Raw genomic sequence first — 26923 nt, 5'->3', positions numbered from 1 at the left:
TTATAAGCCTAATCTTGTGTTTAATCTGATTTTTTGTCTGAAAGAATATTTTATTGTATTATCTGCGCCCGCATGTTTTTTATTGATTCGTGAACGGAAATCATATAAAAACTATACGGCCTAATGCGTTAGACTAAGTGAATTAAGTTGGGGATTAATTTACTTATTTCCGGCATGATTTGTTTGAAATAATAAATCAATATCTGCAACATTGATGATTAGAAGAATGCTTTATGGGGTCATTGTATAATAACTTCCCGATACATATTTTCCGCGCTTACGATATACGCGGAAAGCTGTCTGTATTGAATGCAGAAATGGTACGAGCGATTGCGCATGGATTGGCGCAGCAGTATCTTCGTGCAGGGCAGTCAGAACTGGCGATAGGCTACGATGCTCGACTGAGCAGTCCTCATTATGCGCAAATTATTCAAGATGTCTGCAATCTATATCCATTAAAAACCGTGATTATTGGCTGTTGTTCCAGTCCGATGCTGTACTGCATAGCGCGTCAATTTGGCGGCAATGGCATTATGGTGACTGCCAGCCACAACCCTAAAACGGACAACGGCGTCAAATGGATTGTGCAAGGCGAGCCGCCATGCCCTGAAATGATTCAGCAGGTCGGGCAGGATTCAAAAAAATATTTTGTGCCTAAAGCAGTTACTGCTGTTCATCAAGCAAAGCATCAGATTTTTCCAGAATATTGTCTGCAGTATCAGCACACTTTACTTTCAGATATACAGATAACTCAGCCCTTTAAAGTGGTTTTAGATGGTTTGAACGGTTCTGCTGGCCGCTGTGCTGCATTGGTATTAAACAAATTGGGCTGTGAAGTTACCAGGATCCGCTGTGAAGCGGATGGTAATTTCCCCGATCATGCACCAGACCCATCACAAGAAGCGCATTTGCAGAAAATCCGTCAGGCTGTAATGGAACAGAAAGCGGATCTTGGCATTGCTTTGGATGGTGATGGCGACCGTTTGGTCCTGATTGATGAATATGGCAGCATTATCTCTGCAGACCGGCTGCTGTGCCTATTTGCGGATATATGCCTTGGGGCGCACCCAGGCAGTGAAATTATTTACGATGTAAAATGCTCCACCATAATCCGCAATACGGTTGCAGCAGCGGGCGGCAAACCGATCATGATCCGTACTGGCAGTTCATTTTTACGCAAGCATTTGGCGCAGTCTCATGGCAATGCGGTCTTTGGCGGCGAATATGCTGGGCATTATGTATTTAATGATGGACGCGGCGGCGGCTATGATGACGGCCTGTATGCAGCCTTGAGGGTAATGGAATATCTGCAGCAGCAGGAATTAAGCTTATCTCAGGCTTTAGCGCCGTATCCGGAGCGCAATGGCACAGAAGATATTTATATCAGTACCTATCAGGCGATTCCGCAAACAGTTTTAAATGCCGTTGAGCATCAGGCTCAGTTTATTGATGCAGAAATCAGTAAAATTGATGGTATACGACTTGATTTTGATGATGGATTTGGCATCATTCGAGCATCGAATACAGGCGAGTATTTCACAGTGCGTTTCGATGCAGACAATGCAGAGCGTTTAGATGAAATACGCACACTGTTCAGTTCTATGTTGTTAGAGCAATATCCGCATATAGCTCAAGACATCTTAGATGCTCAATAAGGAGAGGCGAATGCCGCATCAGCATACAGGCATCGACAAAGCGCAAATTTTGACAGAAGCTTTGCCGTACATTCAAAGATTTTCAGGCAAAACGCTGGTTGTTAAATATGGTGGCAATGCCATGACCGATCCTGAGCTGGAAAGCTCTTTTGCGCGCGACATCGTTTTATTGAAAACTGTCGGCCTCAACCCGATCGTGGTGCATGGCGGCGGTCCGCAAGTGGATTCATTCTTAAAACAGTTAGGCCGTGAATCTGACCGTATTGATGGGATGCGCGTGACTGATCCTGCAACCATGGAAGTGGTTGAAATGGTTTTAGGCGGCAGCGTGAATAAGTCGATTGTCAATCTGATCAATCAGCATGGCGGCCGCGCGATTGGCCTGACCGGTAAAGACGGCAATCTGCTTCGCGCGCAAAAGCTGCTGATGCAGAAAACAGCTGAAGACGGCACAGTGAAAGAAATTGATCTGGGCCTTGTCGGTGAAGTGGTTGGTGTGAAAACTGACGTGCTGGAAATGTTTACGCAAAGTGATTTCATTCCTGTAATTGCGCCTTTGGGTGTGGATGACGAAGGCAATACTTACAACATCAATGCAGATTTGGTGGCAGGTAAGGTTGCAGAAGCGCTGGGTGCAGAAAAATTAATTCTGCTGACCAATATCAGCGGTGTGTTGGATGAAAACAAAAACTTGCTGACTGGACTCAGTACACAGGAAGTGGACCGTTTAATCGAGACTGGCGTGATCTACGGCGGCATGATTCCAAAGGTTGGCTGTGCGCTTGATGCAGTCAAAGGCGGCGTGGTCAGCGCGCATATTGTTGATGGCCGTGTGCCGCATGCAACTTTGCTTGAGATTTTTACCGATCATGGCGTAGGCACCTTAATTACCAACCGAAGCAAACCGAAAAACGCATAAATTGCAGAGGAGAAATACAGTTTTCTCCTCCGCATATAATAAAAAAGCCTCATTTTTGAGGCTTTTTTATGCGTCGATGTTGGAAAGCGCGTCATTAAAATGTCATCAGGATTGCCTAATGTAGAAAAAAACGCCTAGGTGCCTTGTGATGCTGGATAAATTGAAAAATCAGTACCTTCAAAACTTTACATTAGGTTCTCAAAAGAAAAATGCCAAAAGCTCAGCCTATAAATTTGAGTGGATTGAAGATTTAAAAAGTTTACAAGAAATCCAGCGTTTTCGGGCTGCACAATTTTCTGCGCAGTACGGGATTGAGTTTGCAGAAGGCTTAGACCAAGACTTGTATGATTTTGGCTGTGAGCATGCGGTGCTGCGTGATAAGTGGAGCAATGAAATCGTTGCTTACACACGTTTGAAACTATTTCAGGGGCGGGAGTTGGCGCGCAGTTACAGCCAGCAGGAATTTAAAATAGCGGATCAATTCAGCACGCTGAGCAATGTTGTTGAAATTGGCCGGACATGCGTACACCCGCGCTACCGTTCTGGAAAAGCTTTGTCCGTGCTATGGCTGAATTTAATGCCGAAAATACTGTGGGAAATGCGTGCAAAGCATATCATTGGCTGCGTCAGCATCCGCTTGCAGGGGAATGAAGCGCGCGCATTCTATACGCATCAGCACATTAAAAAGTTGCCTGAAGCCTGCCGCAGCGAGACTCAGGCCCAGCAGGCTTATGAACCGACTTATCCGCAATTCAGTTTTCAGCAGGATGAGCGGATACCTAAACTGTTTGATGTGTATTTAAAGATGGGCGCGCAGCTGTCTCAGCAGGCCTATCATGATGAAGCATTCAACTGTTTGGATTATTTTGTGTATTTAGATGGCTCAAAGCTGGCCAAAGATTTCATTTTGCAAAAGAAAATCATCACTAAATCATGAAATCTTATAAGAAACGCTGATTTTGCCGTTTGAATTGGGATAAGGACTCATGCAAAATAGGCATTGTGGTGAATTAGACAGATGATGAAAAATTATGTGCCAGCTGTTAGGAATGAATTGCGCAACGCCGACGGATATTACCTTTTCATTCCGCGGTTTTTCGCAGCGTGCGGGAATTACCTCGGATCATTGTGACGGCTTTGGTATTGCATTTTTTGAAGATAAAGCGTGCCGTTTGTTCGCAGACAATCAATCCGCTGTCGAATCACCTATTGCAGAGTTGATCCGCAATTACCCAATCAAATCACGCAATGTGATTGCCCACATCCGCAAAGCCACGCAAGGCAAAATCAATTTAGAAAACTCACATCCCTTTAGCCGCGAGCTATGGGGACGCCAGTGGATTTTTGCACATAATGGCGATCTGCACGACTTTTACCCTGATCTGGCAGGGCACTTTACGCCCGTTGGCAACACGGACAGCGAACGCGCATTTTGCTATTTGCTGGAACAGCTGGTGAAGCGCTTTGGTTATACAGAACCGTCATTGGATGAAGTTTTTGACGTGTTGTTAGAGATTTCCCCACAAATTGCAGAGCATGGGACTTTTAATTTTTGCCTATCCAATGGGCAAGCGCTGTTTACTTATGCCATTACCAAGCTGCATTGGCTGGTGCGTGAGTATCCATTTCAGCCAGCACAGCTCATCGATTTGGATGTGGAAGTCGATTTTAGTGAACTGACCACGCCGGAAGACCGTGTAGCAGTGATTACCACTGAACCCTTAACACAAAATGAAGTCTGGACAGCCTATGAGCCTGGTGAAATGATTTTATTTCAGGATGGCCGTCCGATCCGCCATGGAAAAACTCAAATTGCCCGTTTGGAGCGTGAACGCCTTGATCCATCCCTCAAACGCTTGACCAAAGCAGATCAGTATTAGGCATAATTCAGGCGGCTTTTTTTATGGCGCTGCCTGAATTTTTTATCGCATATTAATTATTTGAATGTGCAGTATTTTTTTGCAATAAAGTGCTCGGTTGGTTAAAAAATATCTGAGCTTTATAGTCAGGTTTATTTATTAAAACTTTTATAAAACAAGTATATAGATTCATTTTGCTGGATTTTGCTTAAACCCGAGTATTTCACTTCATTTTTATTTTTCAATTTTATCTATATTATTCATTTTAATGTGATTTATATCTTAAAAGTGACATAGGTGATCGTAATGAAAATGAAATGGATTCCAGAATATAATACTGGCATCGATGTGATTGACGATCAGCACAAGCGTATTTTGGACTATATCAATGAGATTTATGGGGTAGATGCAAATACTGACCGTGATCGTATAAAGCAGACTCTTGATAACATTATTGACTATACGCAGTCACACTTTACCTTTGAAGAATCGCTGCAAGAAGAAGCGGATTATAAATACCGTGTGCCGCATAAGCGTGTGCATGATTTATTTATTAAGAAAATAGAAACCTACCGCGAGCGTTTTGAGCAAGGCCAGTCTATTGAGGCTGAACTGCATGAGGTGCTGTCTAAGTGGCTGATTAACCATATTCAGCACGATGATGCCGATTATGTAGGCGCGGTTAAAGAAAATATGATCGGCATTATTAAAGAGAAAGAAAAGAAAAAAGGCAAAAACTGGTTCAGCCGTTTTTTCTCTTAAAATGACAATAAGAGCATGCAAATAATTAGAATTAAAATGTAGTAATAACTTAGCGCAGCAAATCACCTTCGGGTGGTTTGCTTTTTGTTTTTGATTTTCGGCCTTGAGCAGGGCAAAATAGCGCTAGATTTTATAAAGGAACGCATCATGCAGGATCATGCTATGTCAAAATGGTTATCGCCTCTGATGGCATTTTGCCTATCATTCATTGTGATTGCTACATTGGCGCCAATGACAGGTATTCAAATTGACCGCCAGCTGGATTTTTGGCTGCTTTGGCTCGCCACAATGCTAATTTTGGCATTGCCGGTTTGTTATTTAGAAATTGCTTTGGCAAAACGCTCAAAGACTACGGCATTGCAAGCATTATCCAATCTGACTCGTGATGCAGATGCATCGCAAAGATGGCGTTTGGCTGGCTGGCTTGGTGCGGTATTTATTCCTTTTCTTGCTGGCGGCATGCTGTCCAATTCTGCACAGATCTTAAAGCTTTCTGCGGTACCTGATATCGCACCGAATATTGTATTTGCAGTACTTGCGGTTCTTGCTTTTGCAGTTTCATTTATTCCGCGTCAATTTACCGTGCTGTTAACGGCATTGGGTGTCGTGGCTTCTTTAGCGGTAGCAAATATTTTAGGCACATCATTGCCTGCATGGCATATCACGCCAGTCGCTTTTAGTGAGTGGGGCAGTGCAACAGTGCTTGCATTGGTTGCTAGCGGTTTAGGTCTAGGCCTGTATTGGCAAAGCAGCCTGCAGGCAGCACAAACGCAAGAGTCGGCTACACAGTCTGCATTGCCAATTTGGTTCGCGCAGCTGCTGGCCGTTGTCGCATTTGGATTCTTTGCGGTCACTTCTGAAATTCCTGCTTATGTCATGTCTTTTGCAACGGTGATGGGTGCAGGCCTGATTTTAAATATGGCGCGTGAACAGCTGCAGCAGCGTCAATTGGCTTTACCTGTATTTTGGCTCATTTTAGTGGCGGCTGTATTTGTTTGGGCTATTCCACAAATTTCATCTATTTTTAATGTTCTACTGATGCTTTGGGGCTTAGTGATTTGTTTGATCTACGCTGTATTTGCAGGCTGGATTATGAAAATCAGCCATTTGCGCAAATCAATGAATTTCAGCAATGAAGCTTTTTACAACATTTGGCGTATTGCGGTGCGCATTGTGCTGCCTGTAGCCATTATTGCTGCCATTATCGCGGTAGTTGGGCAATTATTCTAATGGCTATTCCAGCTCAGGTTTGGGTGGCATTTGCTGCCGAAAATCAGCAATTTCATTTGGCTGTCGCGTTTAAAGAAGGCATGACCGCTTTAGATGCTATTGAACAAAGCGGCATTGCGCTGCAGGTTGCTTTGCCAGAGCCGCTGCAATTGGGTATTTTTGGGGTGCGTGTGCAGGATCATCATCAGCGGCTGTCTGCAGGGGATCGTGTTGAGATTTACCGCGCTTTGACCATTAATCCCAAGGACATCCGGCGTAATCGGGCGATGAATCATCCAGTTGGCCGCTTTGGCAAAGGAAATCGCTTTAAACAATTGAAGCCATAAGAAAAACCCCTCAAGGAGGGGTTTCTTTTTATCTTAAACTGTCTATAGTGGAGGCGCGTTTAGAATCGCTTCTTTAGAACCCGGCAAACCCGGTTGAGATTCTGGAATGGTCTCCAAGCCTTCTACTTTTTCGACAATGCCTTGCTGGTTAAAGAAGACTTTTAAATGCTGACCTTGTGCTGCAGGGATCTTGGCTTTTTTTGCATAAGTTCCTGGGGTATAGTTGTAGATGTAGTCCCAGCGCAGCGGATTCATTGGATCTGTAATAGTTGGGCTGCCAAGCAAAAAGCGGACTTGCTGAAAGTTCATGCCAGGTTGAATTTTAGCTGCTTGTGCTTGCGTAAGAGGCGTTCCTTGAGGAATATCAACTTTATAAACGCCCAAGGTTGAACAGCCTACGAGCAATGAAGTGACGAATAACGTCAGCATGAGTTTTTGCATTTTGCTACACTATCCCAAATTAATTATGATGCATTTGATCCAAGGATAGATCATACTGCATCTAAAGTTTGTTGCATATTCCAACTTTAATTTTGTTGAGAGACCTTTTTTCATGCCTATATCAAACCAAGATTTACGCAAAGCTGGACTTAAAGTTACGCTTCCACGAATTAAAATATTGGAATTATTAGAAAATTCAAAACAACACCATCTTAGTGCAGAAGACATTTATAAAACTTTACTGGAACAAGGCGAAGATGTTGGTTTAGCAACTGTTTACCGTGTGTTAACGCAGTTTGAAGCAGCCGGCATTATCCAGCGTCATCATTTTGAAAATAATCATTCTGTTTTTGAAATTATGCAGGAAGATCACCACGACCATATTGTCTGCCAAAACTGCAATAAAGTGGTTGAGTTTAACAATGAAGTGATCGAGCATGAACAGCACGAAGTGGCTAAAAAATTCGGTTTTGAACTGACAGGACACTCATTGAATTTGTATGGCTACTGCGATGCGCCAGCATGTCAGGATGCATACCGTAAGAAATAATTGCGGTTGAATCATCGATTCAAATAAAAAACAGGCTTCATAAGAAGCCTGTTTTTTTATGCTCAAAATTAAAATAGAAATTTTATGATTGACCATCAAAAGTAATGTTCGTGCCGGCATTCATTAAGCGGTCACCGCCTTCTTCAGACAATTTGATTTGCAGGCGCAAGTCGTTCGGAGAATCGGCGTGTTTCAGCGCATCTTTATAGGTAATTTGCTTGGCTTTATACAAATCAAATAAAGCTTGGTCAAATGTTTGCATGCCCAATTCACGTGAGCGTTTCATTAAATCTTTAATTTCATGCACTTCACCTTTACGGATTAAGTCTGAAATTAAAGGTGAGTTAATCAAAATCTCAATCGCAGCGCGGCGGCTATTCCCATCGGGTGTTGGGATAAGCTGCTGTGCAACCATAGCTTTTAAGTTCAGTGATAAGTCCATGAACAATTGGCTGTGACGGTCTGCTTCAAAGAAGTGAATAATACGGTCAATTGCTTGGTTGGCGTTGTTGGCATGCAGGGTGGCAAAAACCAAGTGACCGGTTTCTGCAAAGGCAATAGCATAGTCCATCGTTTCGCGTGAACGAATCTCACCGATCAGGATCACATCAGGCGCCTGACGTAGGGTATTTTTCAGCGCAATTTCGAAAGAATCGGTATCAATGCCGACTTCACGCTGAGTGATGATACAGCCCTGATGTTCATGCACAAATTCGATTGGATCTTCGATGGTAATAATATGGCCATGCGAGTTTTGATTGCGGTAACCAATGATTGATGCCAGAGAGGTTGATTTACCTGTACCCGTTGCGCCAACAAAGATGATGATGCCGCGCTTGGTCATTGCCAGTTCTTTCAGTATCGGCGGCAGCTTTAACTCATCCATGGTCGGAATGATTGTTTCGATGCGGCGCAGCACCATGCCGGGCTGGTCACGCTGCTGAAATGCGCTGACACGGAAACGTGCCGATTTACTGGTGTTGCTGATTGCAAAGTTGCATTCACGGGTATCTGCAAATTCTTTACGCTGTTTGTCAGACATAATGGAATGCAGCAGCTGGCCCACTGTAGCGCCTGGCAGTTTAGTAGAACCAATCGGCATGATAGTGCCGTTAATCTTAATTGATGGTTCTACATCTGCCGTAATAAATAAGTCAGATGCTTTCTTTTCGACCATGTAGTCGAGTAAGCCGTTAAAGTCCATAAATCGCTCCCAATGACCGCTTTATTACAGGAATGATTCAGGCTGCTTCGCTGCAGTACGTGCAGTTTGCGGGCTGATAATGCCTTTTGATACCAGTGTTTTCAAACTTTGATCGAGTGTAGTCATGCCGTAGTTTGCACCAGTCTGAATCGCAGAATACATTTGAGCGACTTTGTTTTCACGGATCAAGTTACGGATGGCTGGAATACCGATCATGATTTCATGCGCAGCCACACGGCCGCCGCCATTTTTCTTTAACAGTGTTTGAGAAATTACTGCTTGCAGCGATTCTGAAAGCATGGCGCGGACCATATCCTTTTCTTCGGCAGGGAATACGTCAATCACACGGTCAATGGTTTTTGCCGCAGATGTCGTATGCAGTGTGCCGAACACCAAGTGACCCGTTTCAGCCGCTGTTAGCGCTAAACGAATTGTTTCAAGGTCACGCATCTCGCCGACAAGGATAATATCCGGGTCTTCACGAAGTGCAGAACGGAGCGCTTCGTTAAAGCCATGTGTATCACGGTGCACTTCACGCTGGTTAATCAAGCATTTTTTAGAATTGTGTACAAATTCAATTGGATCTTCGACCGTCAAAATATGGTCATAACGGTTATCGTTAATGAAGTCGATCATGGCTGCTAGCGTGGTAGACTTACCCGAACCTGTAGGGCCTGTGACCAGAACAATACCGCGTGGATATTCGCAAATGTCTTTGAAAATTTGGCCCATGCCTAGGTCTTCAAGAGAAAGCACTTTTGATGGAATGGTACGGAAAACTGCACCAGCGCCGCGGTTTTGGTTAAATGCGTTCACACGGAAACGTGCGACGCCAGGAACTTCAAACGAGAAGTCAGTTTCTAGTTTTTCTTCAAAATCTCGGCGCTGTTTATCATTCATGATGTCATACACAAGCTTGTGCACTTCTTTATGCTCTAACGAAGGCAAGTTGATGCGACGGACTTCACCATCTACACGAATCATTGGCGGCATACCTGCTGATAAGTGTAAATCTGACGCGCCATTTTTGGCAGAAAACGCTAATAATTCTGTAATATCCATAATATCCCCGAGAACGTCTAAATCTTAATTATTTTGATAGAATAATAAGGCTTTCCCTCAGCTTAACCAACTGTTAGTTAAAGGGCAAAGGAAAAAAAGATGAATGAAATGAGAACCCCGTCAATGATTACACTTTCACAAGCAAGAGAACAGGTCCAGCAGCAGATTGAGCAGGCATGTGAGCAGGCTGGCCGTAAAGCGGAAACTGTAGAACTGCTGGCTGTATCAAAGACGCACCCGAGCGCGGCGCTGCGGGAAATGCATGCTGCAGGGCAGCGCGCATTTGGTGAAAATTATCTGCAGGAAGCTTTAGAAAAAATTGAGGCGCTCAAAGATTTAGCGATTGAATGGCATTTTATTGGCCATGTACAGCGCAATAAAACTAAACATTTAGCTGCAAATTTTGCATGGGTGCATGGCGTAGACCGCTTCATTATTGCGGAACGTTTATCCGGCCAGCGTGAGGCATCTCAAGCGCCGCTGAATATTTGCCTGCAGGTCAATATTGACGGTCAAGAGACGAAAGATGGATGTGAACCGAATGAGGTTGCTGATTTGGTTGCGCAGATTTCAAAACTGCCGAATTTACGTTTACGCGGTTTAATGGTGATACCTGCGCCTGAAAATACAGGCGCATTCGCTGATGCGAAGGCTTTATTTGAGCACGTGAAGTCACTTCATGCTCATCCACAAGATTGGGATACTTTAAGCATGGGAATGTCTGGCGATATGAATGCTGCGGTAGCGGCTGGTTCAACGATGGTACGTGTGGGCACTGCACTGTTCGGCAAGCGGGATTATGTACTGAAGGCGTGATGTAATCCGTCCTAACCCTCCTTTTTTAAGGAGGGGACTTTATTCTACTAACCGACGACATCAATTCTACTGGCGCCAGCGCCTAAGGGATTGACCTGAATTTGGACGGGAATCCGTTCATGCATTTCTTGGATGTGCGAAATCAGCACCACTTTGCGGCCTTGATTTTGCAGCTGATCCAGCGCATTCATCACCATATGCAGACTGGAAGCGTCGAGTGTGCCGAAGCCTTCATCAATAAATAATGATTCAATTTTCATTGAGCCGGATGCCATATTGGCAATCGCGAGCGATAAGGCCAGCGCAGTCAGGAAAGATTCGCCGCCAGATAATGAGGCTGTAGAGCGTAATTCGCCATCCATATCATGGTCAATAATGCCGAGGCTTAATGAGTTTTCTAAGCGTTTGAGCGTATAGCGCTGCGACAGCTGGTGCAATTGCTGATTGGCATATTCCACTAAAATATCAAGATTGTACTGCTGCGCATATTCGCGGAAGTCTTTGCCTTTGGCATCACCGATTAAACTGGAAATTTTGCTCCAGCGGTGTTCTTCCTGCTGAATACTTTGTATTTGCTCTGCAAATTGCGTGAGCTTTCCGGCATTCACCAAATGCAATTCTTGTTTAATTTTCAATTGTTCGCGCAATTCAGATTGCGTGCTAAACATTGACTGATAGGCAATAAATTGCTGCTGCAATTGCGCTTCATCGGTATGGGGCTGATGAGTGCGGTGCTGTGCCAATTGTTCCTGCATCGTTGTGAGCGCTGCATTGGCTTCATTGAGCTGGCGTTCGGCTTGCTGCAATTTCAGACGCAGCTGCTGCTCTTGTGCAGAACTGATTTGCGATAGCTGCGCTAAATCTTCAGGCAGAAAATCTGCATGCTGCGCTAACCAATCTTGAATGCTGCCTTGCGCTTCATGCGCATTTTGCTGGTTTTGCTTGAACTGGGCATTGAGCTGATCCAGTTGACTTTTTTCGTGCTCGAATTGCTGTCTTAGCGTTTCATAACCATGTTTGAGCTGCTGATATTCGCTTTGAATACGCTGGCGTTTCTCATCAAACTGCATTAGCCATTCATTGGCTTTTATACCGTCTGCACCTGTCATTTGCTGGATGAGTTGATTCGCTGTTTCTGTGTTTTGCTGCCCTTTCAGTTTAATTTCTTGCAAAGCGGCCGCGCTTTCCTGCAGCTGCAGGGCATTGTTTTCAATATTTTGCTGATTTGTGCTGTATTGCTGCTGTTGTTGGCTTTGCTGCTGCAATAGCTGTTCTGCTTGTGTTAATAAATCTGCACGTGTTTGCAGCTGGCTTTTTATTTGCTGAGCGATGATTAGGCTGTGGAGCTGCCATTGCGCTTGGTCAGCAGCAGAAAGGCACTGCACAATATGCAGCACATTTCGCTGCAAGGCTTGAGCACTGTTGAGCTGCTGCTGAATATTTTGAATGTGCAGGAGTTGCTGCTGCTGCAATTTAATATTTTCAGTCCATTGCTGGACTTGCTGTTCAAGCTGATTCGCTTCCGCTTGATAGCTTTGCTGCTGCTGCGCTATGTGTGCAGTAATCTCAGCCGGTGTTTGGCTGAAATTAAGCTTCAGCTGTGCGGCTTCTGCCTGCTGGCTTAAGCTCTTTTCGATATTGCGGATTTTATCTGCAGTCTGCTGGATTGCGATGTTGAGCTGCTCGAGTTCAGCTGTATGATTGGCCAGCTGCTGCTGAGCCAGCTGCCATGTGTTAAATGCATCTTGTTCTTTGGCTAAGGCCTGCTGTTCCTGCTGCTCATGTAATGCAAACAGTGCTTTTGAAATAGCGGTATCATCAGTTTTATACGGGTGGCTGGTGCTGCCGCAAACCAGACAAGCTTCGCCGTTTTTCAGTTCCGACCGCAAATGCTCGATATTTTCTGCATGCAGCAGGCGCTGCTGCTGCAAAATTTCTTGCAGTTTTAGGTGTTCAGTTTTGGCTGTATAGAAATCCTGTTCTGCTTTTGCCACATTTTGCGCATGCTGCAGCTGGGCGGGCTGGATAATCTCTAAAGCGCTTTGCTGTGCAGCGGCTTCGGCTTTGAGTGTGAACAGCTGTTCAGTATTCTGCTGAATGGCATTTAACTGCCCTAATGCATTGAGTTTGCGTTCACGCTGCAGACGGGCTTGCGTGATTTGATTTTCCAGCTGATCTGCCGAGCCTAAAGCCTGAATATTCTGTTCCAGCTGTGAGATGAATGCTGCCAGCTGCTGTTCTGCCTGTGCCTGATTGCCAAGCTGCTGCTCAATATTTTGATAGTGCTGTATGAACTGCTGCAGCTGCTGCAAATGCGCGGTTAAGCCTGAGTCTAAGCTGGAAAAGTGCTGTGAGCTTTCCAGCTGCAATAGCAGATGTGTGTGCTGCTGCTCAGTCTGCTGCTTTTGCTGCTCAAGTACAGTTTTCTGTGCCAGTAAGGGCTGTTGAGCTTGTTCTAGAGCATTAAAACGCGATTGGATTTTCTTGTAATCATTGCCGATAAAGTCACGTTCTTGAACGCATTTACGGACTTCACTTAAGGCCCCAGCATGCGTTTGTTCAAACTGCTGCTGTGTATTGAATGCCGTTTCGGCCGCTTTAAATTTTAATTTCTCAGTTTCAAACTGCTGGTTTAATTGGTTAAACAGCTTTTGCTGCTGTTGAATCTGCGGCTGTAGGCGCTGCTCGGTATCGAAGATTTTTTGCTGCTGATACACGCTTGGGCGGATCTCAGAAAAGCGTTCTAAGCGCCGCAAGTGCAGCTTTTCTGGTTCAAGCGCTTTTAAGCTGGCTTCTTCGCTGCTGAAGCGCAACTGTTTTGCTGTAATTTCCGCTTGAAAATGATGCAGGCGTTCAAACCAAAGCTGCTGCAGATCCAGCTGTTTTTTTTCAGTGAGCAGATTGAGATAGCTCGCATCGGCTTCCTTGAGCTGTGCTTTGAGTTCATCGAACTGTTCTTCAGAAAGGATTTCAACATCACCTAAACGTGTTTCTAATGTTTCACGCTGCTGCCGGACCGCTTTGGTTTTTTCAAATGCCAAATGACCGATTTTGGCAAAAATTTCAGAATTGGTCAGATACTCCAGCAGTTCGCCGCGTTCTTCATCGCGTGCATTTAAAAATGCAGTCACGTCAGACTGTGCTAAAAGCACTGCGCGGGTAAACTGTTTAAAGCTCAGCTGAGTCAAACGCTGAATCGCCGCTTCAAATGGTGTGGTTTTGGTCGCAAGAACCGTACCGTCACTGATGCAGGTTAACGTGCGTGAGGCAGGCTGCAGCTTGCCCGTGGCTTTATTGTAGGAGCGTTTGACTTCCCAGCGCGCCGCATAGACTTTTTGATCCTGCGCCTGAAAATGCAGTTCTGCAAAGCCTGAAACTGTGCCGCGCCGTAAAATGGTACTGGTGAATGTGGTTGAAATTGAACTGCCGTCCGAATCAGTCAGCTTGGCATCGCTATGCTTAAAGCGGGGCATTTTATCAAACAGCGCCAAACACATGGCATCTAGAATAGTGGATTTGCCTGCGCCAGTTTTACCGACAATGGCAATTAAACCTGCTGCAGCCAAAGGCTGGCTTTCAAAATCAATAAAATGCTCACCCGCCAGCGATGCCAAATTTTTAAGACGTAAAGATAAAATTTTCATGGCAAAGCTTAATCCTGCGGCTGTTCTAATCGTTGTTTGGCTTCTTGAACTAAGCTCATAAAGTCATTCATGACGTGTTCATCTGTACCGTAGCCTTGCTTCTCCCAAAGCGTTTTAAACAGCTGTTCTGGTGTCGGCGGTTCTAAATTGATTTTTTCATTTGCACTGTCTGCATTCTGCTGGGTTAAATACTTGCGGGAAATCCGCACCAATCGGTAGCGGTTCGGCGCTAAAGCGTCTTCGAACTGCTGACGTAAATTTGGCGCAGGCGGCACGTCAGTGTGATATTCAATATCAACATATTCGCGCTGATCAATATCTGCAATTTCACCATCCGGTAAGGCGTTTAACAGACTCAATACTTCGGCAATACTGCCTTTAAGCCGGTGCAATTGCACACTGCGCGGAATGGCCAAGGCTTCAAACTGGAAACGTGATTCATCTGTTTTCGTTGGGTCAAGCATGACCTCAACCACTTGGTGCTTATAATTGATTTCACTGAAAGATAAAGGAATCGGTGAACCGCTATAGCGGATATGCGGCGCACCGACTTTTTGCGGTTTATGCAAGTGTCCCAGTGCGACGTAGTCAATGACATCATCAAATAATGCAGTCGAAAGCGCTTCTTCATTGCCGATAATAATGGGCCGTTCCGAGTCTGAAGTTTCACCGCCTTGCATATGCGCATGTGACATCAGAATCAGCGCCTGACCATCTTCCTTGCGTTTTTCTGCTTCTGCAATCAGCTGCTGATGTAAATAGGCAATTGCATTTTCACTGCTGGATGTGTGTTCATTGACGCCGGTAATTTCAGCTGGGCGCAGAAAGGGCAGGGTTAAGCACCAAGCGACAATGTGTTTATCTTCATTATAAATCGGCACCAGCAGGCGGTCTAAATCAATTTTCCCAGCTTCATTTTTCTGAATGACGCCAACGGTTTTCGCATTATATTTTTCAAGCAGCGGTTCAACTTGTTCTATGCGGTAGCCGGAGTCATGGTTGCCTGCAATCATCAGGGTTTGCATGTTGGGCGCTAAGTCATGAGCATCCGCTAAAAACTGATAAAGCTGCTTTTGCGCAGAAGATGAGGGATTGATCACATCGAATACATCACCAGCAATCAGCAGGGCATGCGGCTGTTTTTCTTGAATTTGAGTTAAGAGCCAAGCCAAAAACTGCTCGTGTTCATACTGGCGGGAATGATTATAAAAAAACTGCCCTAAGTGCCAATCTGATGTATGAAAAAAACGTACAGTCATGTGAACTCAATAGAATGAAATGCCCCGCATAAATTAGCATATTTTCATTCTGGAGAGGCGTCAGAACATCTCAGCACGACACAAGCTGCCGTAAAAAGATTCTTTTTCATTGCTCAGCTACAGGCAAATGCTGTACATCAATTTATTTTTATACTCAGAGAATTTAAAGAAATTTTGTCCGGAACGGTTTTTAAAGTGTGGCTGGGCACGGCTTGCATCAATAAACTTTAATACAATAAATTAAAGTGTGGCTGGGCACGGCTTGCATCAATAAACTTTAATACAATAAATAAGGTGTTTTATGCTGCATTTTCATCAATCTGCACCAGCCCAAAAGTGTTGTGATCAGGATCTAAGAAATAGCCCTGCCAGCATTTGCCAGGAATAGCGAATTTTTCCATAGCAATCTGACCGCCATTCGCTGAAATTTTTTCTGCGGCTGCATCAAAATTTTCTACTTCAAAAGAGCAGGTAAAAGCATTGGTGCCGCAATGCGTAGGTGGCGTTGAGGCGGGCCGAGCCAATAAGCCGCCGTGCATAGCAGGACTTTCAATTTGATAATATTCAATGGGTAAGCCTTCAATCTTGGTAAAAGTCCAGCCGAAAACTTGCTGATAAAATGCAACTTCACGCGCGGGATTGGAGGATTGAATTTCGAAATAGCAGAGTTGGTTCATGGGGAATACCTTTTAGCCTATTGATGCTTTTTCATGTAAAACATTTACCAGTTGTCGAGTAGTTTTATACAAGATATTTGCTTTGACGTAATATTACTTTAACCAAAATATTAGATTGTTTTCTGATCATGAAGTGATGCATTAATGATGCAGTTCTGTACTCAGTTTTTATGCCTATAGCGTCTTTATTTTAGATTTTATTAGGGGGCAGAAAGTGCTTGAGCCAAACCTCAATTGTTATTATTGCAGCATAAATCAAAATAAGCATGCTTTTGCCCTCAAGAAGATAAATACTCGTAACGGCAGCAGCAAGTGTTGAAATAGCGCAGGAAAAAAATGCCAAATAATCCATTTGATGAAGAAAAACTTGCCAATAGCATGGTGTATAAAACATTGATTGAGTCGACACTGGCTATTCCTTGGAGTATTGACTGGGAAAGTAAAACATTCAGCTATATCGGGCCGCAAATTGAAAAGCTGCTGGGCTGGACGCAGGATTCATGGGTGTCAGTGCAAGACTGGGTAGACCGCATGCATGAAGAAGACAGGGACAGTATATTTAATTACTGTGTTTCACAGTCGATTGCGGGGCTGGATCATGAAGCAGATTACCGCGCTTTAAAATCCAATGGCGAATACACTTGGATTCGCGATGTGGTGCATGTGGTGCGCAAACCGAATGGCGAGGTTGAAAGCCTAGTTGGCTTCATGTTTGATATTTCAGCACGAAAACGGCAAGAGGACCGCATGAAAGCCATGCAGCGCAAGCTGGAGGAGTATTCATATAAAGACGGCTTAACAGGTGTCGCGAATCGCCGTCTTTTTGATGATTATTATTCACGTGAATGGCTGCATGCAATCCGAGAGCAAAAACCGTTGTCTTTAATCATTGCCGATATTGATTATTTTAAGCAATATAACGATGTAAATGGGCATGTGGTTGGAGATGCCTGCATTCAGCAAATTGCGCAGCTGCTGGAGGGTTGCTGTGTGCGCCCGCGTGATTTGGTAGCGCGCTATGGCGGTGAAGAATTTGTTTTGGTGTTGCCTGAGACCCATTTAGAAAATGCGATTCAGGTTGCCGAAAATATTCAGCGCGCTGTAAAAGCAGCAGCTTTGCCGCATAAAGCATCGCCAGTCTCAGATGCATTAACTTTAAGTTTAGGCATTAAAACGATTGTGCCTAACAGTGAAAAAGGCCAAATGGAATTTTTAAGTATGGCTGATGCAAATTTATATAAAGCAAAAAGTTTAGGCCGCAATAGATATGTTGCTGATTAGCTTTAAAAGCGTATATGGCAAAAATAATGTTATACAAAATAAAAGACCAGCGATTCGAGTGATGATAAATCGCTGGTCAAAAAAATCTATTTCAAATTTAAGTTTTAGCTGCTGTTCAAAAACTTAAGCTTGAAAAGAAACTTATTGCTTTAAGAAAGGTCACCGAAAACATTGTGGATGCCGGTACAAATCATTCGGTTGCTACTGACCTTGTACCCTATATAACGCATGGGGTTACAGATTGGTTGACAATAAAATGAAAAAAAATTCATTTTTTTTTATACTGGATGTCATCTTCTTCTTGGGTCATCGTTCTGATGTCACTAAAACGTTATTTTTTAATATTTTTTCTTATTTGTTTGGTGCTAACCTGCATTTGCGGCGTATTGGCGGCTTTAATGCCAGTCGGTGTTGGCGGCATTTTAACGGCGGTTCCTTATCTGGCTGCCATGATTTGGGTGCTGTTTCATTTTCTCAAGCGCAATCAGCGTGCGCCAAGTCAGGCTGAACGCAAGCGTCTGACTTTTGGCTATACCTTGATTTTCTGGGGCTACAACATCGCCTTTCAAATGATTGGTGTGGCTGTGTTCGCGATTAAAGACCCTGAAATTTGGCAGAACTTTTTGCTGTATTTACAGCAGCCGCAATTTATCAGCATCGTATTGATTATGGCCTTAATGCTGGCAATTCCGCTTTATCTGCTTACCTATTGGTTTTATGGGCCGCAGGCGAAACGCATGTCCATCAAGATGTTTGGACACGAATAAGCACTTGAATGCAAATAAATCTTATTTTATATCTAAGATAGATATTGATAACAATGAGATGGCGTCATGCTTAAAGAGCGGGTACTGATTACAGGCGCAAGCGGTTTTATCGGCACGCGGCTGATTGAATATTTTCTGTCACAGGATTATGCGGTCATTGGTTTAAGCCGGAAAAAGAATTTAGTTTCGCGCCACCCAGATATGCAGTGGATCAGCCAGCTGGATGAGCTGAAAAGCGATCAGGTTGATTACGTGATTAATCTCGCGGGTGAAAGTATCGGCGAAGGCCGTTGGACAGCAGCCCGCAAACAGCAGCTGATTGATAGCCGCGTGCAAATGACAGAAAATCTTTACCGTTATTTGGAGCGGCGCCGTATTGTGCCAAAATGCATAATATCAGGTTCGGCCATTGGCTATTACGGTATCGATCCAGACGAAAAATGGCAGCAGGCCTGTACCGAGGAATCGGCGCCGCAATCAATTTTTCAGTCTGAAATGTGCCAGCAGTGGGAAAAAACCGCACTGCAATTTTCCAATCAAAATACCAAAATTATCCGCTTAGGCATTGTACTGTCTGCCAAAGGCGGCATATTGCCGCAAATGCTGCAGCCGATCCGCTTGAATCTTGCGGGCAGGATTGGTCATGGCAGGCAGCCGATCGTATGGGTGCACATTCGGGATGTGCTGCGTGCCATCGAGTTTTTAATGACGAAACAGCCTGAGGGCACAGTGTTTAATCTTACTGCGCCAGAGCGGGGCAGTCAGGCGGAGTTTGCGGATTTGGCGGCACGTCAGCTGCATAAACGGCCTTTATTGTCTGTACCTGCTTGGGTGATGAAAATGATGCTGGGCGAACAGTCGCAGCTGGTGCTGAATGGCCAGTATGTTCAACCCAAAGCGCTTCAAAATGCCGGTTTTGAGTTTAAATTTCCAACTCTAAAAGAGGCTTTGACAGATTTGCTACCATGATTTATGGCACTAAGCTCATTCAATAAAATCAAAACAATCCCCCAAGCCTATGATATAAATTAAATGGATTGGGGCGGGTACTTTTCTTCGTTATTCAGTTATTTGTGCCATATCTTAGACAGTCATATCCGTGGAATTACGCTCAATGAGCCGTACTGGATCATAGGCAGCAGTCTCAGCAATCAGCGGCTGCTTGAGCAAGAGCTGGCGCAGCAATTGAGCTGAAGCTGGTCCCATGCATAAGCCGTTGCGGTAATGTCCGAAATTGGCCCAAAGATTGTCAAAATTAGGCATTTTGCCAATGTAGGGTACACCGGTTGGTGAACTTGGTCTTAAACCAGCCCATTGCTGTACCACGGGGAAGTTTTCTAATTCTGGCACCATTTCCAAACTGGCTTTATATATATTCTGCTGGGTTTGCGTAGATGGGCGTTTATCAAAACCCAAGTGATGCATGCTGGAACCACAGACAATGTGGCCGTCGCTCCGCGGAATCAGGTACATGACATTGTTCATGCACATGGTCGGCAGCCAATTTTCAGGTGTTTTAAACAGCAGCATCTGGCCTTGTACTGGCTCGACTGGAATGCTCAGCCGCAGCTGCTGTGACCAGTGCTCAGACCAAGCGCCAGTGGCAATGACGAATTCATCTGCTTCAAAATGCTGACCATTTGCTGCGCGGATGGCTGTGATTTTTTGCTGCTGGATTTCAAAATGCTCAATCCACGTATTTTCAAAAAATTGAACGTTAGGATGCAGTTTAAGATAGGCAATGATTGATTTCAGCAGGCGCGGGTTGCGCACATTGGCAATTTGCGGAAAATAAATGGCCTCATTTAGCTGTTCAGAAACTCTAGGGTTAATTTGTTCTAGATGCTCTTGCTGCAAGTATTCACACTGCTGCATGGGTTCTTGGTATTTTTCTGCATAATTGAGGCCTGTTTCAAAATCATCTTGATCGAAAATCAGCATACCTGTTTCATGAATTTCAAAATCTATGCCTGAAATGGGCAATAACTTTTCATTCCATGCTTGATACAGCGCCTTGCCATGCTTGGCTAAATCATTCACAGCTTGCGGATAGCGCCATGGATACATAGGAGAGAGTATCCCGCCGCCAGCCCAAGAGGCGGCTTTGCCCGCAGCTTGTTGATCAAAAATACTGACTGAGCAGCCTTGCTCAAGCAGTTCTAAGGCCGACAGCAGTCCGCTGATTCCTGCACCAATAATGGCAATATGCATCTGTTTGAACCTATTTCTCAGGTTTAAATATATTTAAATGTTCCAGAAATAAAAAAGCCTCCCTCATAGGAGGAAGGCTGATTCAGATTTTATCTCATATCTTTCAATTTCAGCGCAGCTTCTTCTGCGAAATAGGTCCAGATGCCGTCAGCGCCTGCGCGGCGGCAGCTCATCAATGACTCAATAATTACGCTGTCCGACAGCCAGCCATTTTGAATGGCCCCAGCCAGCATGGCGTATTCACCGCTGACTTGATAAACGAAGGTTGGCACGCCAAAAGTATCTTTCACTTCACGGACAATATCTAAATACGGCATGCCTGGTTTGACAATCACCATGTCTGCGCCTTCTTGAATATCCAGCGCAATTTCATGTAGCGCTTCTGCGCGGTTGCCGACATCCATTTGGTAATTGTATTTGTTGCCGCCTTTAAGATTGCTAGACGAACCCACTGCATCGCGGAATGGGCCGTAAAAGCTGGATGCATACTTGGCAGAATAGGCCATGATATTGGTGTAAATATGGCCATTGGCTTCAAAAGCCTGACGGATTGCGCCGATGCGCCCGTCCATCATATCGCTAGGCGCGAAAACATCAGCGCCCGCTTCTGCATGGCTCAAACCTTGTTTAATTAGGGCTTCAACCGTTTCGTCATTCAGCACATAGCCAGTATCATCAATAATGCCGTCTTGACCGTGTGTTGTATATGGATCCAGTGCGCCGTCTGTAATCAGCACCATTTCTGGCAATTCTTTTTTCAGCAGGCGAACAGTGGTCTGCACCAAGCCATCTTCACGCCAAGCCGCTTCAGCATTCAGACTTTTATCTTCTTGCGGAGTGACAGGGAACAGCGCCAACTTAGAGACGCCAAGTTCAAGCAGGCTTTCCGCTTTTTTCAGCAGTAAATATGCTGATAAGCGCTGTACTTTTGGCATGCTTGGAATATCTTGCGTTTGATTTTGCCCTGGAAGGACAAATACTGGGTATATGAGATGGTCTGCCGTGAGCTGTGTTTCCCGAACCATTGCACGCAGCTTGTCATTTTTACGGATGCGGCGCATGCGGGTGGCAGGAAATGCTGGACGATTGAACGTATAGGTCATAACAATCTCAATGATCAGTATTAAACTTGCAGGTATTGTAGACTTATAATCTGTCTTTAGGGCAACAGTATTCATTTTTTTATTCAATTACAGTAATTCGGGCAGACTATGACGCAAGCGGTAAAAAGTTGGACAGGAAATATTGGTTCAGACGCCACAGTTGACATCAATGTGATCTTGGAAAAAATCTGTCAGGCGTTTAATAATTCGCCGTTTTATTTGCATAACGGTATGCAGATGCGGGTGGTGGATGGTCAGATTGAGGCGCATGTGCAAATGGGTGAAAATCTGATTGGCAATGTGGCTTTTCAAATCCTGCATGGCGGTGTCGCGGCGACTCTTTTAGACAGCATAGGCGGCATATCCGCTATGGCGGAACTGTACCGCAATGCCACACCGGAAACTTTGGAAGAGGCCAGTAAAAAAGTATCGCGTGTTGCAACTGTAGATATGCGGGTGGATTATCTGGCGCCAGGCCGAGGCGAGCATTTTATTGCGCGTGCGGAAACCCTGCGCTTAGGCCGTAAAGGCTGCACCATGCGTATGACTATGGTCAATGATGAAGGAAAAGCGATCGCAACGGCAATTGCATCTTACGCTTATTAAGCGCCGTATTCAGGCTGAATTAAGCTAAATCAATCATAATTAAGCATAATTTACAGCATTCAATGAAAATTGAATGCTGTATACGTAAAAAAGACTGACCAGTTACATTTTATATTCTCAGAACATGATTATCTCGCTATAAAATGCGTCAAATTTAAAAAGAAATGACTTTCTCATCGACACCATAGAGGACAAAAATGTCCGATTCCTTGCGTGAGGCAAGAATGATGCCGTCTGACCAAGTCTGTTTGGATTTAGGAAAAATCAATGACAGATGCTCAAAACACACTGCCAGATGCAGAAGCGGCGGATCAGCCCAGTGATCAGGAACTTAAGGCCAAGCGCAAAAAAAGCTTAGGGTTTATTGCAATTATCCTAATCATTGCTGTGGTGTTATACCTGATTTGGAAATTGTTTTTTAACAATTCAGTTTCAACGGATAATGCCTATGTCGGTGCAGAAACCGCGTCGGTGACATCGATGGTGACAGGCCAAGTGGCGGAAGTGCTGGTCAGTGATACTAAGCAAGTGAAAAAGGGTGATGTGCTGGTGCGCATAGATCCGCGGGATGCCGAAATTTCCTTGGCGCAAGCCAAAGCAGAATTGCGTAAAGCGCAGCGTCAGTACAAGCAGACCGCCGCGAACAGCAGTGCCTTAAATTCGCAGGTTTTTGTCAGTGACGATGGTATTCATAGTGCGGAAGCGCAGGTGGCGAAAGCCAAAGCTGAACTGGATAAAGCCAAAGATGAATTAAACCGCCGTCAGCAGCTCAGCGCTTCAGGTGCAATTTCCAAAGAAGAACTCAGCAGTTCGCAAAGTGCAATGCAAAATGCGCAGGCTGGCTATGATTTGGCCCAAGCGGGTTTGGCGCAAGCGAAGTCTAGTCAAAAAGCTGCGCAGAGTACATTGGCGGCTAACGATGCCTTAATTCAAGGCAGCAATGAAAACTCTACCCCTGATGTTTTAGTAGCACAGGCAAAGCTGAGACAGGCAGAGCTGGATTTAGAACGCACTGTGGTGAAAGCGCCCTTTGATGGCGTGGTGACTAGCCGGAAAATTCAAGTTGGTCAGCGCGTTGCGCCGGGCAGTGTCATGCTCATGGTGGTGCCTTTGTCACAGCTTTATGTAGATGCCAATTTTAAAGAAAGCCAATTGGAAAAAGTACGCGTAGGGCAGAAAGTGACATTAACGTCTGACCTGTATGGCGATTCGGTTGAATATAAAGGCACAGTGACAGGTTTTTCCGGCGGCACAGGCTCAGCCTTTGCGCTCATTCCTGCACAAAATGCGACGGGCAACTGGATTAAAGTGGTGCAGCGCTTGCCGGTGCGCATTCAGCTCGATCCGAAAGAATTGGCTGAGCATCCATTGCGTGTCGGCCTATCGATGGAAGCGAACATTGACCTGACATCGAAGTAATCGCCTATGAATAGCTATGTTCCTTATGGTGACCTGAAAGGCGGGCGTTTAATCCTCGCCGCCTTTGTGTTGGCGCTGGCAAACTTTATGGTCGTGCTGGACATGACCATTGCCAATGTTTCAGTCACACATATTACCGGAAGCCTTGCTGTCTCCAGCTCACAAGGAACTTGGGTCATTACGTCTTATGCGGTTGCGGAAGCGATTTGCGTACCCTTGACTGGCTGGCTGGCTGGGCGCTTTGGCGGGGTGAAAGTCTTTACCATAAGCCTGATTGGCTTTACGGTGTTTTCGGTACTGTGCGGTCTATCGACCAGTTTGGAAATGCTGGTGTTTTGCCGGATTGGTCAGGGCCTGTTCGGCGGCCCGATTATGCCGCTCAGCCAAATGCTGCTGCTGCGGATATTTCCGCCTGAAAAGCAGTCGCAAGCCATGGGCATGTGGGCCATGACTACGGTTGTTGGGCCAATTCTAGGCCCAATTCTAGGCGGTTCAATTAGTGATAATCTGTCTTGGCACTGGATTTTCTTTATCAATATTCCTGTGGGTATTGTCTGCGCGATGGCGGCAGCACGTCTGCTTAAACCAGCAGAAACTGAAACAGCCAAGTTAAAAATAGATATGGGCGGCTTAATGCTGCTGGTACTGTGGATTGGCGCTTTACAGCTGATGCTGGATTTAGGCCATGAACGGGATTGGTTCAATAGTCCATTTATTGTGGGTTTAGCACTGACATCTATCATCGGTTTAGTCATTTTCACTATTTGGGAGCTGACCGAACGGCACCCTGTGGTGAATATTCAAATTTTTAAATACAAAAGCTTCACCATCTCAGTGCTGGCGCTGGCCATGGGCTTCGGCGCATTTTTTGGCAGTATTGTGCTGATTCCACAGTGGCTGCAGATTAACTTGGGCTATACCGCAACATGGGCAGGTTATTTAACTGCGACGATGGGTTTTGGCAGCCTGACCATGTCACCTTTGGTGGCAAAAATGGCGACCAAATATGATCAGCGGGCCTTGGCTAGTTTTGGCCTCAGTATTTTGGGCGGCGTGACGTTGATGCGTGCATTCTGGACCACAGATGCAGACTTTTTGGCCTTGGCTTTGCCGCAAATTTTACAGGGCTTTGCAGTGCCGTTTTTCTTTATTCCATTGTCCAATATGGCGATGGCCTCCGTTAAACCTCATGAAATGGCTTCTGCTGCGGGCTTAATGAACTTTTTAAGAACCATGGCAGGCGCCATTGGCGCATCGCTTGCAGTGACCATTTGGGATGATCATACCAAGCTGTCGCGCAGTGAAATGGTTGGAACACTGCATACCGATGATGCGCAATCCGCTTTAGTGCAGCAGGGGATGAGTTCAGAGGGCGCATTGGGTTACATTTCCAGTTTGGTGGATAAAGAAGCGCTGACCCTTTCGGCCAATCATGTATTTTTAATTCTTTCGCTGGTATTTATTACCGCAGCCATGATTATTTGGCTATGCCCTAAACCGAAAGTGGTGGCTGGCGGCGGCCATGCACATTAATGATTAAAATCAAGTTTTTAATAAAAAACCGCTTTAAGAAGCGGTTTTTTATTTCGGCAGGCCTTTATACAGGATTCAGCGGGATTGAAAACAGCATAATTAAAGGTCTGATTTTGCACGTTTCAATGCAGACTGCCAAAGGCCCAAATGATATTCGCGTTCATCAGTCTGCATTTTCGGTTCAAAAGCGCGTTCCAGCCGCCAAGATTGTCCAATTTCATCTAGATTGGAAAAGACACCTGCTTTTAGCCCCGCCATAGCGGCTGCACCCCATGCCGTCGATTCCAGCATTTTAGGACGCAAGACGGGCACATTTAAAATGTCTGCCTGAAACTGCATCAGCATGTCATTGGCGCAGGCGCCGCCATCTACACGCAGTTCTTTTAGCGGTTTGGAGATGTCGGACTGCATGGCGCTCAGCACATCAGAGACTTGAAAGGCAATAGATTCCAAGGCTGCCCGCGCAATATGCGCTTTGCCTGTGCCGCGTGACATCCCGCAGAGTAAGGCGCGCGCTTCACTGTCCCAATGCGGTGCGCCAAGCCCAGTAAATGCAGGCACGAGAACCACGCCATCTGTCGATGGGACTTGGCAGGCCAGCTTTTCGACATCGCTGCTTTTTTGAATAATGCCAAGGCCGTCGCGCAGCCATTGCACAATGGCGCCCGCCATAAATACGCTGCCTTCCAGCGCATAGGTCGTTTGGCCTTGCGCTTGCCAAGCCAGAGTGGAGAGCAGCTTATTTTGACTGAATTGTACTTCATGACCTGTGTTAAACAGCATGAAACAGCCCGTGCCGTAAGTATTTTTTGCAGTTCCTGCATCAAAACAGGATTGCCCAAAAAGCGCAGACTGCTGGTCGCCTAAGATGCCGGTAATCGGGATATTTGCGCCGAGTAAGCCTGCAGCTGTATCTGCAACATAACTGTCAGAGCTGATAATTTTAGGCAGCATAGCCACTGGAATGTTAAATAAATCCAGCAGTACTTCATCCCATTGCTGGGTTTTTAGATTCATCAGCATCGTTCGTGAAGCATTGCTGGCTTCAATGACATGTTCTGCACCTTGGGTTAGGTTCCAAATCAGCCAGCTGTCTATGGTGCCAAAGATGGCATGGCCCTGTTCAGCCAATTCGCGCAGGCCATTTATATGCTGCAGCAGCCAAACCAGTTTTCCAGCACTGAAATAGGGGTCAACCCGCAGTCCAGTGGTTTGATGGATGTGCTCATGCAGATTCTGCTGGATGAGTTGATTGCACCAGTCAGCTGCACGGCGGTCTTGCCAAATGATTGCAGGCGCTAGCGCTTTGCCTGTTCGTTTATCCCATACGACAGTGGTTTCACGCTGATTGGTGAGTCCAATGGCTTTAATGTCTTTGGCGAGGATGCGCGCTGTTGCTAATGCTTGCTGCACCACGGCAATTTGCGAGCTCCAAATTTCTTGTGCGTCTTGTTCAACCCAGCCGGAGTGCGGCGTCTGAATATGCGTCTCTCGCTGAGCTGTTGCCTGAACTTGTCCATGTTCATTAAAGATGATCGCACGGCTGGAAGTGGTCCCTTGATCGAGTGCAAGTAAATAGCTCATATATATTTTTCTTTT

General features: G+C 45.3%; 24 protein-coding genes. 15 read left to right on the top strand and 9 right to left on the bottom strand.

The annotated features are described in order from the left end of the window. Positions 1 to 233: 233 nt before the first annotated feature. The 7 genes from B9T34_RS12915 to B9T34_RS12885 all read left to right on the top strand — a co-directional run bounded on the left by B9T34_RS12915 (position 234) and on the right by B9T34_RS12885 (position 6751). Positions 234 to 1655: a phosphomannomutase/phosphoglucomutase gene (locus B9T34_RS12915; RefSeq protein WP_086213539.1), complete on the top strand. Its 1422-nt coding sequence runs from the start codon at positions 234 to 236 to the stop codon at positions 1653 to 1655. Positions 1656 to 1665: 10 nt separating this feature from the next. Continuing rightward, positions 1666 to 2574, top strand: a complete 909-nt coding sequence (argB, locus tag B9T34_RS12910) for an acetylglutamate kinase (protein ID WP_086213538.1) — start codon at positions 1666 to 1668, stop codon at positions 2572 to 2574. Positions 2575 to 2722: 148 nt separating this feature from the next. After that, on the top strand, positions 2723 to 3511 hold the full coding sequence (locus tag B9T34_RS12905; protein ID WP_086213537.1) for a GNAT family N-acetyltransferase: 789 nt from the start codon (positions 2723 to 2725) through the stop codon (positions 3509 to 3511). A 94-nt stretch (positions 3512 to 3605) separates the two neighbouring features. Next, positions 3606 to 4454: a class II glutamine amidotransferase gene (locus B9T34_RS12900; RefSeq protein WP_086213536.1), complete on the top strand. Its 849-nt coding sequence runs from the start codon at positions 3606 to 3608 to the stop codon at positions 4452 to 4454. Between the two features lie 285 nt (positions 4455 to 4739). Beyond that, positions 4740 to 5195 (top strand): bacteriohemerythrin, encoded by a 456-nt coding sequence (locus B9T34_RS12895; protein ID WP_086213535.1) that lies wholly within the window; start codon positions 4740 to 4742, stop codon positions 5193 to 5195. 147 nt (positions 5196 to 5342) lie between these two features. After that, positions 5343 to 6425: a hypothetical protein gene (locus tag B9T34_RS12890; protein ID WP_086213632.1), complete on the top strand. Its 1083-nt coding sequence runs from the start codon at positions 5343 to 5345 to the stop codon at positions 6423 to 6425. Next, positions 6425 to 6751, top strand: coding sequence for an RnfH family protein (locus B9T34_RS12885; protein ID WP_086213534.1), 327 nt, complete (start codon positions 6425 to 6427; stop codon positions 6749 to 6751). Before B9T34_RS12890 ends, B9T34_RS12885 begins: the two co-directional genes overlap by 1 nt. A gap of 42 nt (positions 6752 to 6793) precedes the next feature. Here the strand turns inward: B9T34_RS12885 and B9T34_RS12880 are convergent, their stop codons facing one another. Continuing rightward, a complete protein-coding gene (locus B9T34_RS12880; RefSeq protein ID WP_086213533.1) occupies positions 6794 to 7192 on the bottom strand; it encodes an outer membrane protein assembly factor BamE in 399 nt (132 codons plus the stop codon). Between the two features lie 112 nt (positions 7193 to 7304). Here B9T34_RS12880 and fur point away from each other — a divergent pair, with 112 nt between their 5' ends. After that, the gene (fur, locus tag B9T34_RS12875; protein WP_086213532.1) at positions 7305 to 7742 is read left to right on the top strand and encodes a ferric iron uptake transcriptional regulator; all 438 of its coding nucleotides are present in this window, start codon (positions 7305 to 7307) and stop codon (positions 7740 to 7742) included. 82 nt (positions 7743 to 7824) lie between these two features. On the opposite strand, the gene B9T34_RS12870 is transcribed toward fur, so the two are convergent. Continuing rightward, positions 7825 to 8946 carry a PilT/PilU family type 4a pilus ATPase gene (locus B9T34_RS12870; protein ID WP_086213531.1) on the bottom strand — a complete coding sequence of 374 codons (1122 nt, stop codon included), beginning with the start codon at positions 8944 to 8946 and terminating at the stop codon, positions 7825 to 7827. A 24-nt stretch (positions 8947 to 8970) separates the two neighbouring features. Beyond that, positions 8971 to 10008: a type IV pilus twitching motility protein PilT gene (locus B9T34_RS12865; RefSeq protein WP_086213530.1), complete on the bottom strand. Its 1038-nt coding sequence runs from the start codon at positions 10006 to 10008 to the stop codon at positions 8971 to 8973. A 123-nt stretch (positions 10009 to 10131) separates the two neighbouring features. Between B9T34_RS12865 and B9T34_RS12860 the strand changes: the two genes are divergently transcribed. Then, positions 10132 to 10824 carry a YggS family pyridoxal phosphate-dependent enzyme gene (locus tag B9T34_RS12860; protein ID WP_086213631.1) on the top strand — a complete coding sequence of 231 codons (693 nt, stop codon included), beginning with the start codon at positions 10132 to 10134 and terminating at the stop codon, positions 10822 to 10824. 47 nt (positions 10825 to 10871) lie between these two features. On the opposite strand, the gene B9T34_RS12855 is transcribed toward B9T34_RS12860, so the two are convergent. From B9T34_RS12855 to B9T34_RS12845, 3 genes are all read right to left on the bottom strand, one after another. Beyond that, positions 10872 to 14468 (bottom strand): AAA family ATPase, encoded by a 3597-nt coding sequence (locus tag B9T34_RS12855; protein ID WP_086213529.1) that lies wholly within the window; start codon positions 14466 to 14468, stop codon positions 10872 to 10874. An 8-nt stretch (positions 14469 to 14476) separates the two neighbouring features. Next, entirely contained in the window at positions 14477 to 15727 is a 1251-nt protein-coding gene (locus tag B9T34_RS12850; protein ID WP_086213528.1) for an exonuclease SbcCD subunit D, read from the bottom strand. A 299-nt stretch (positions 15728 to 16026) separates the two neighbouring features. Continuing rightward, positions 16027 to 16404, bottom strand: a complete 378-nt coding sequence (locus tag B9T34_RS12845; protein ID WP_086213527.1) for a VOC family protein — start codon at positions 16402 to 16404, stop codon at positions 16027 to 16029. 336 nt (positions 16405 to 16740) lie between these two features. Between B9T34_RS12845 and B9T34_RS12840 the strand changes: the two genes are divergently transcribed. The 3 genes from B9T34_RS12840 to B9T34_RS12830 all read left to right on the top strand — a co-directional run bounded on the left by B9T34_RS12840 (position 16741) and on the right by B9T34_RS12830 (position 19421). Then, positions 16741 to 17685, top strand: a complete 945-nt coding sequence (locus B9T34_RS12840; RefSeq protein ID WP_086213526.1) for a diguanylate cyclase — start codon at positions 16741 to 16743, stop codon at positions 17683 to 17685. Positions 17686 to 17999: 314 nt separating this feature from the next. Further along, positions 18000 to 18452, top strand: a complete 453-nt coding sequence (locus tag B9T34_RS12835; protein WP_171265212.1) for an ABZJ_00895 family protein — start codon at positions 18000 to 18002, stop codon at positions 18450 to 18452. 66 nt (positions 18453 to 18518) lie between these two features. Beyond that, positions 18519 to 19421, top strand: coding sequence for a TIGR01777 family oxidoreductase (locus B9T34_RS12830; protein WP_086213524.1), 903 nt, complete (start codon positions 18519 to 18521; stop codon positions 19419 to 19421). Between the two features lie 114 nt (positions 19422 to 19535). Here B9T34_RS12830 and thiO read toward each other — a convergent pair whose 3' ends face one another. Then, positions 19536 to 20663, bottom strand: coding sequence for a glycine oxidase ThiO (gene thiO, locus B9T34_RS12825; RefSeq protein WP_086213523.1), 1128 nt, complete (start codon positions 20661 to 20663; stop codon positions 19536 to 19538). A gap of 89 nt (positions 20664 to 20752) precedes the next feature. Then, positions 20753 to 21766, bottom strand: coding sequence for a porphobilinogen synthase (hemB, locus tag B9T34_RS12820; RefSeq protein WP_086213522.1), 1014 nt, complete (start codon positions 21764 to 21766; stop codon positions 20753 to 20755). 108 nt (positions 21767 to 21874) lie between these two features. On the opposite strand from hemB, the gene B9T34_RS12815 reads away from it, so the two are divergent. From B9T34_RS12815 to B9T34_RS12805, 3 genes are all read left to right on the top strand, one after another. Then, entirely contained in the window at positions 21875 to 22372 is a 498-nt protein-coding gene (locus B9T34_RS12815; protein ID WP_086213521.1) for a thioesterase family protein, read from the top strand. 267 nt (positions 22373 to 22639) lie between these two features. Then, positions 22640 to 23791 carry an HlyD family efflux transporter periplasmic adaptor subunit gene (locus B9T34_RS12810; protein ID WP_086213520.1) on the top strand — a complete coding sequence of 384 codons (1152 nt, stop codon included), beginning with the start codon at positions 22640 to 22642 and terminating at the stop codon, positions 23789 to 23791. 6 nt (positions 23792 to 23797) lie between these two features. Continuing rightward, a complete protein-coding gene (locus tag B9T34_RS12805) occupies positions 23798 to 25324 on the top strand; it encodes a DHA2 family efflux MFS transporter permease subunit (protein ID WP_086213519.1) in 1527 nt (508 codons plus the stop codon). A 99-nt stretch (positions 25325 to 25423) separates the two neighbouring features. On the opposite strand, the gene glpK is transcribed toward B9T34_RS12805, so the two are convergent. Next, positions 25424 to 26908: a glycerol kinase GlpK gene (gene glpK / locus B9T34_RS12800; RefSeq protein ID WP_086213518.1), complete on the bottom strand. Its 1485-nt coding sequence runs from the start codon at positions 26906 to 26908 to the stop codon at positions 25424 to 25426. Between the last annotated feature and the right edge of the window lie 15 nt (positions 26909 to 26923).

The sequence above is a fragment of the Acinetobacter sp. ANC 3813 genome (assembly GCF_002135435.1).
Lineage (GTDB): Bacteria > Pseudomonadota > Gammaproteobacteria > Pseudomonadales > Moraxellaceae > Acinetobacter.
Note: the sequence above shows the minus strand (reverse complement) of the source record. Positions and strands in the feature narration are given on the sequence as shown.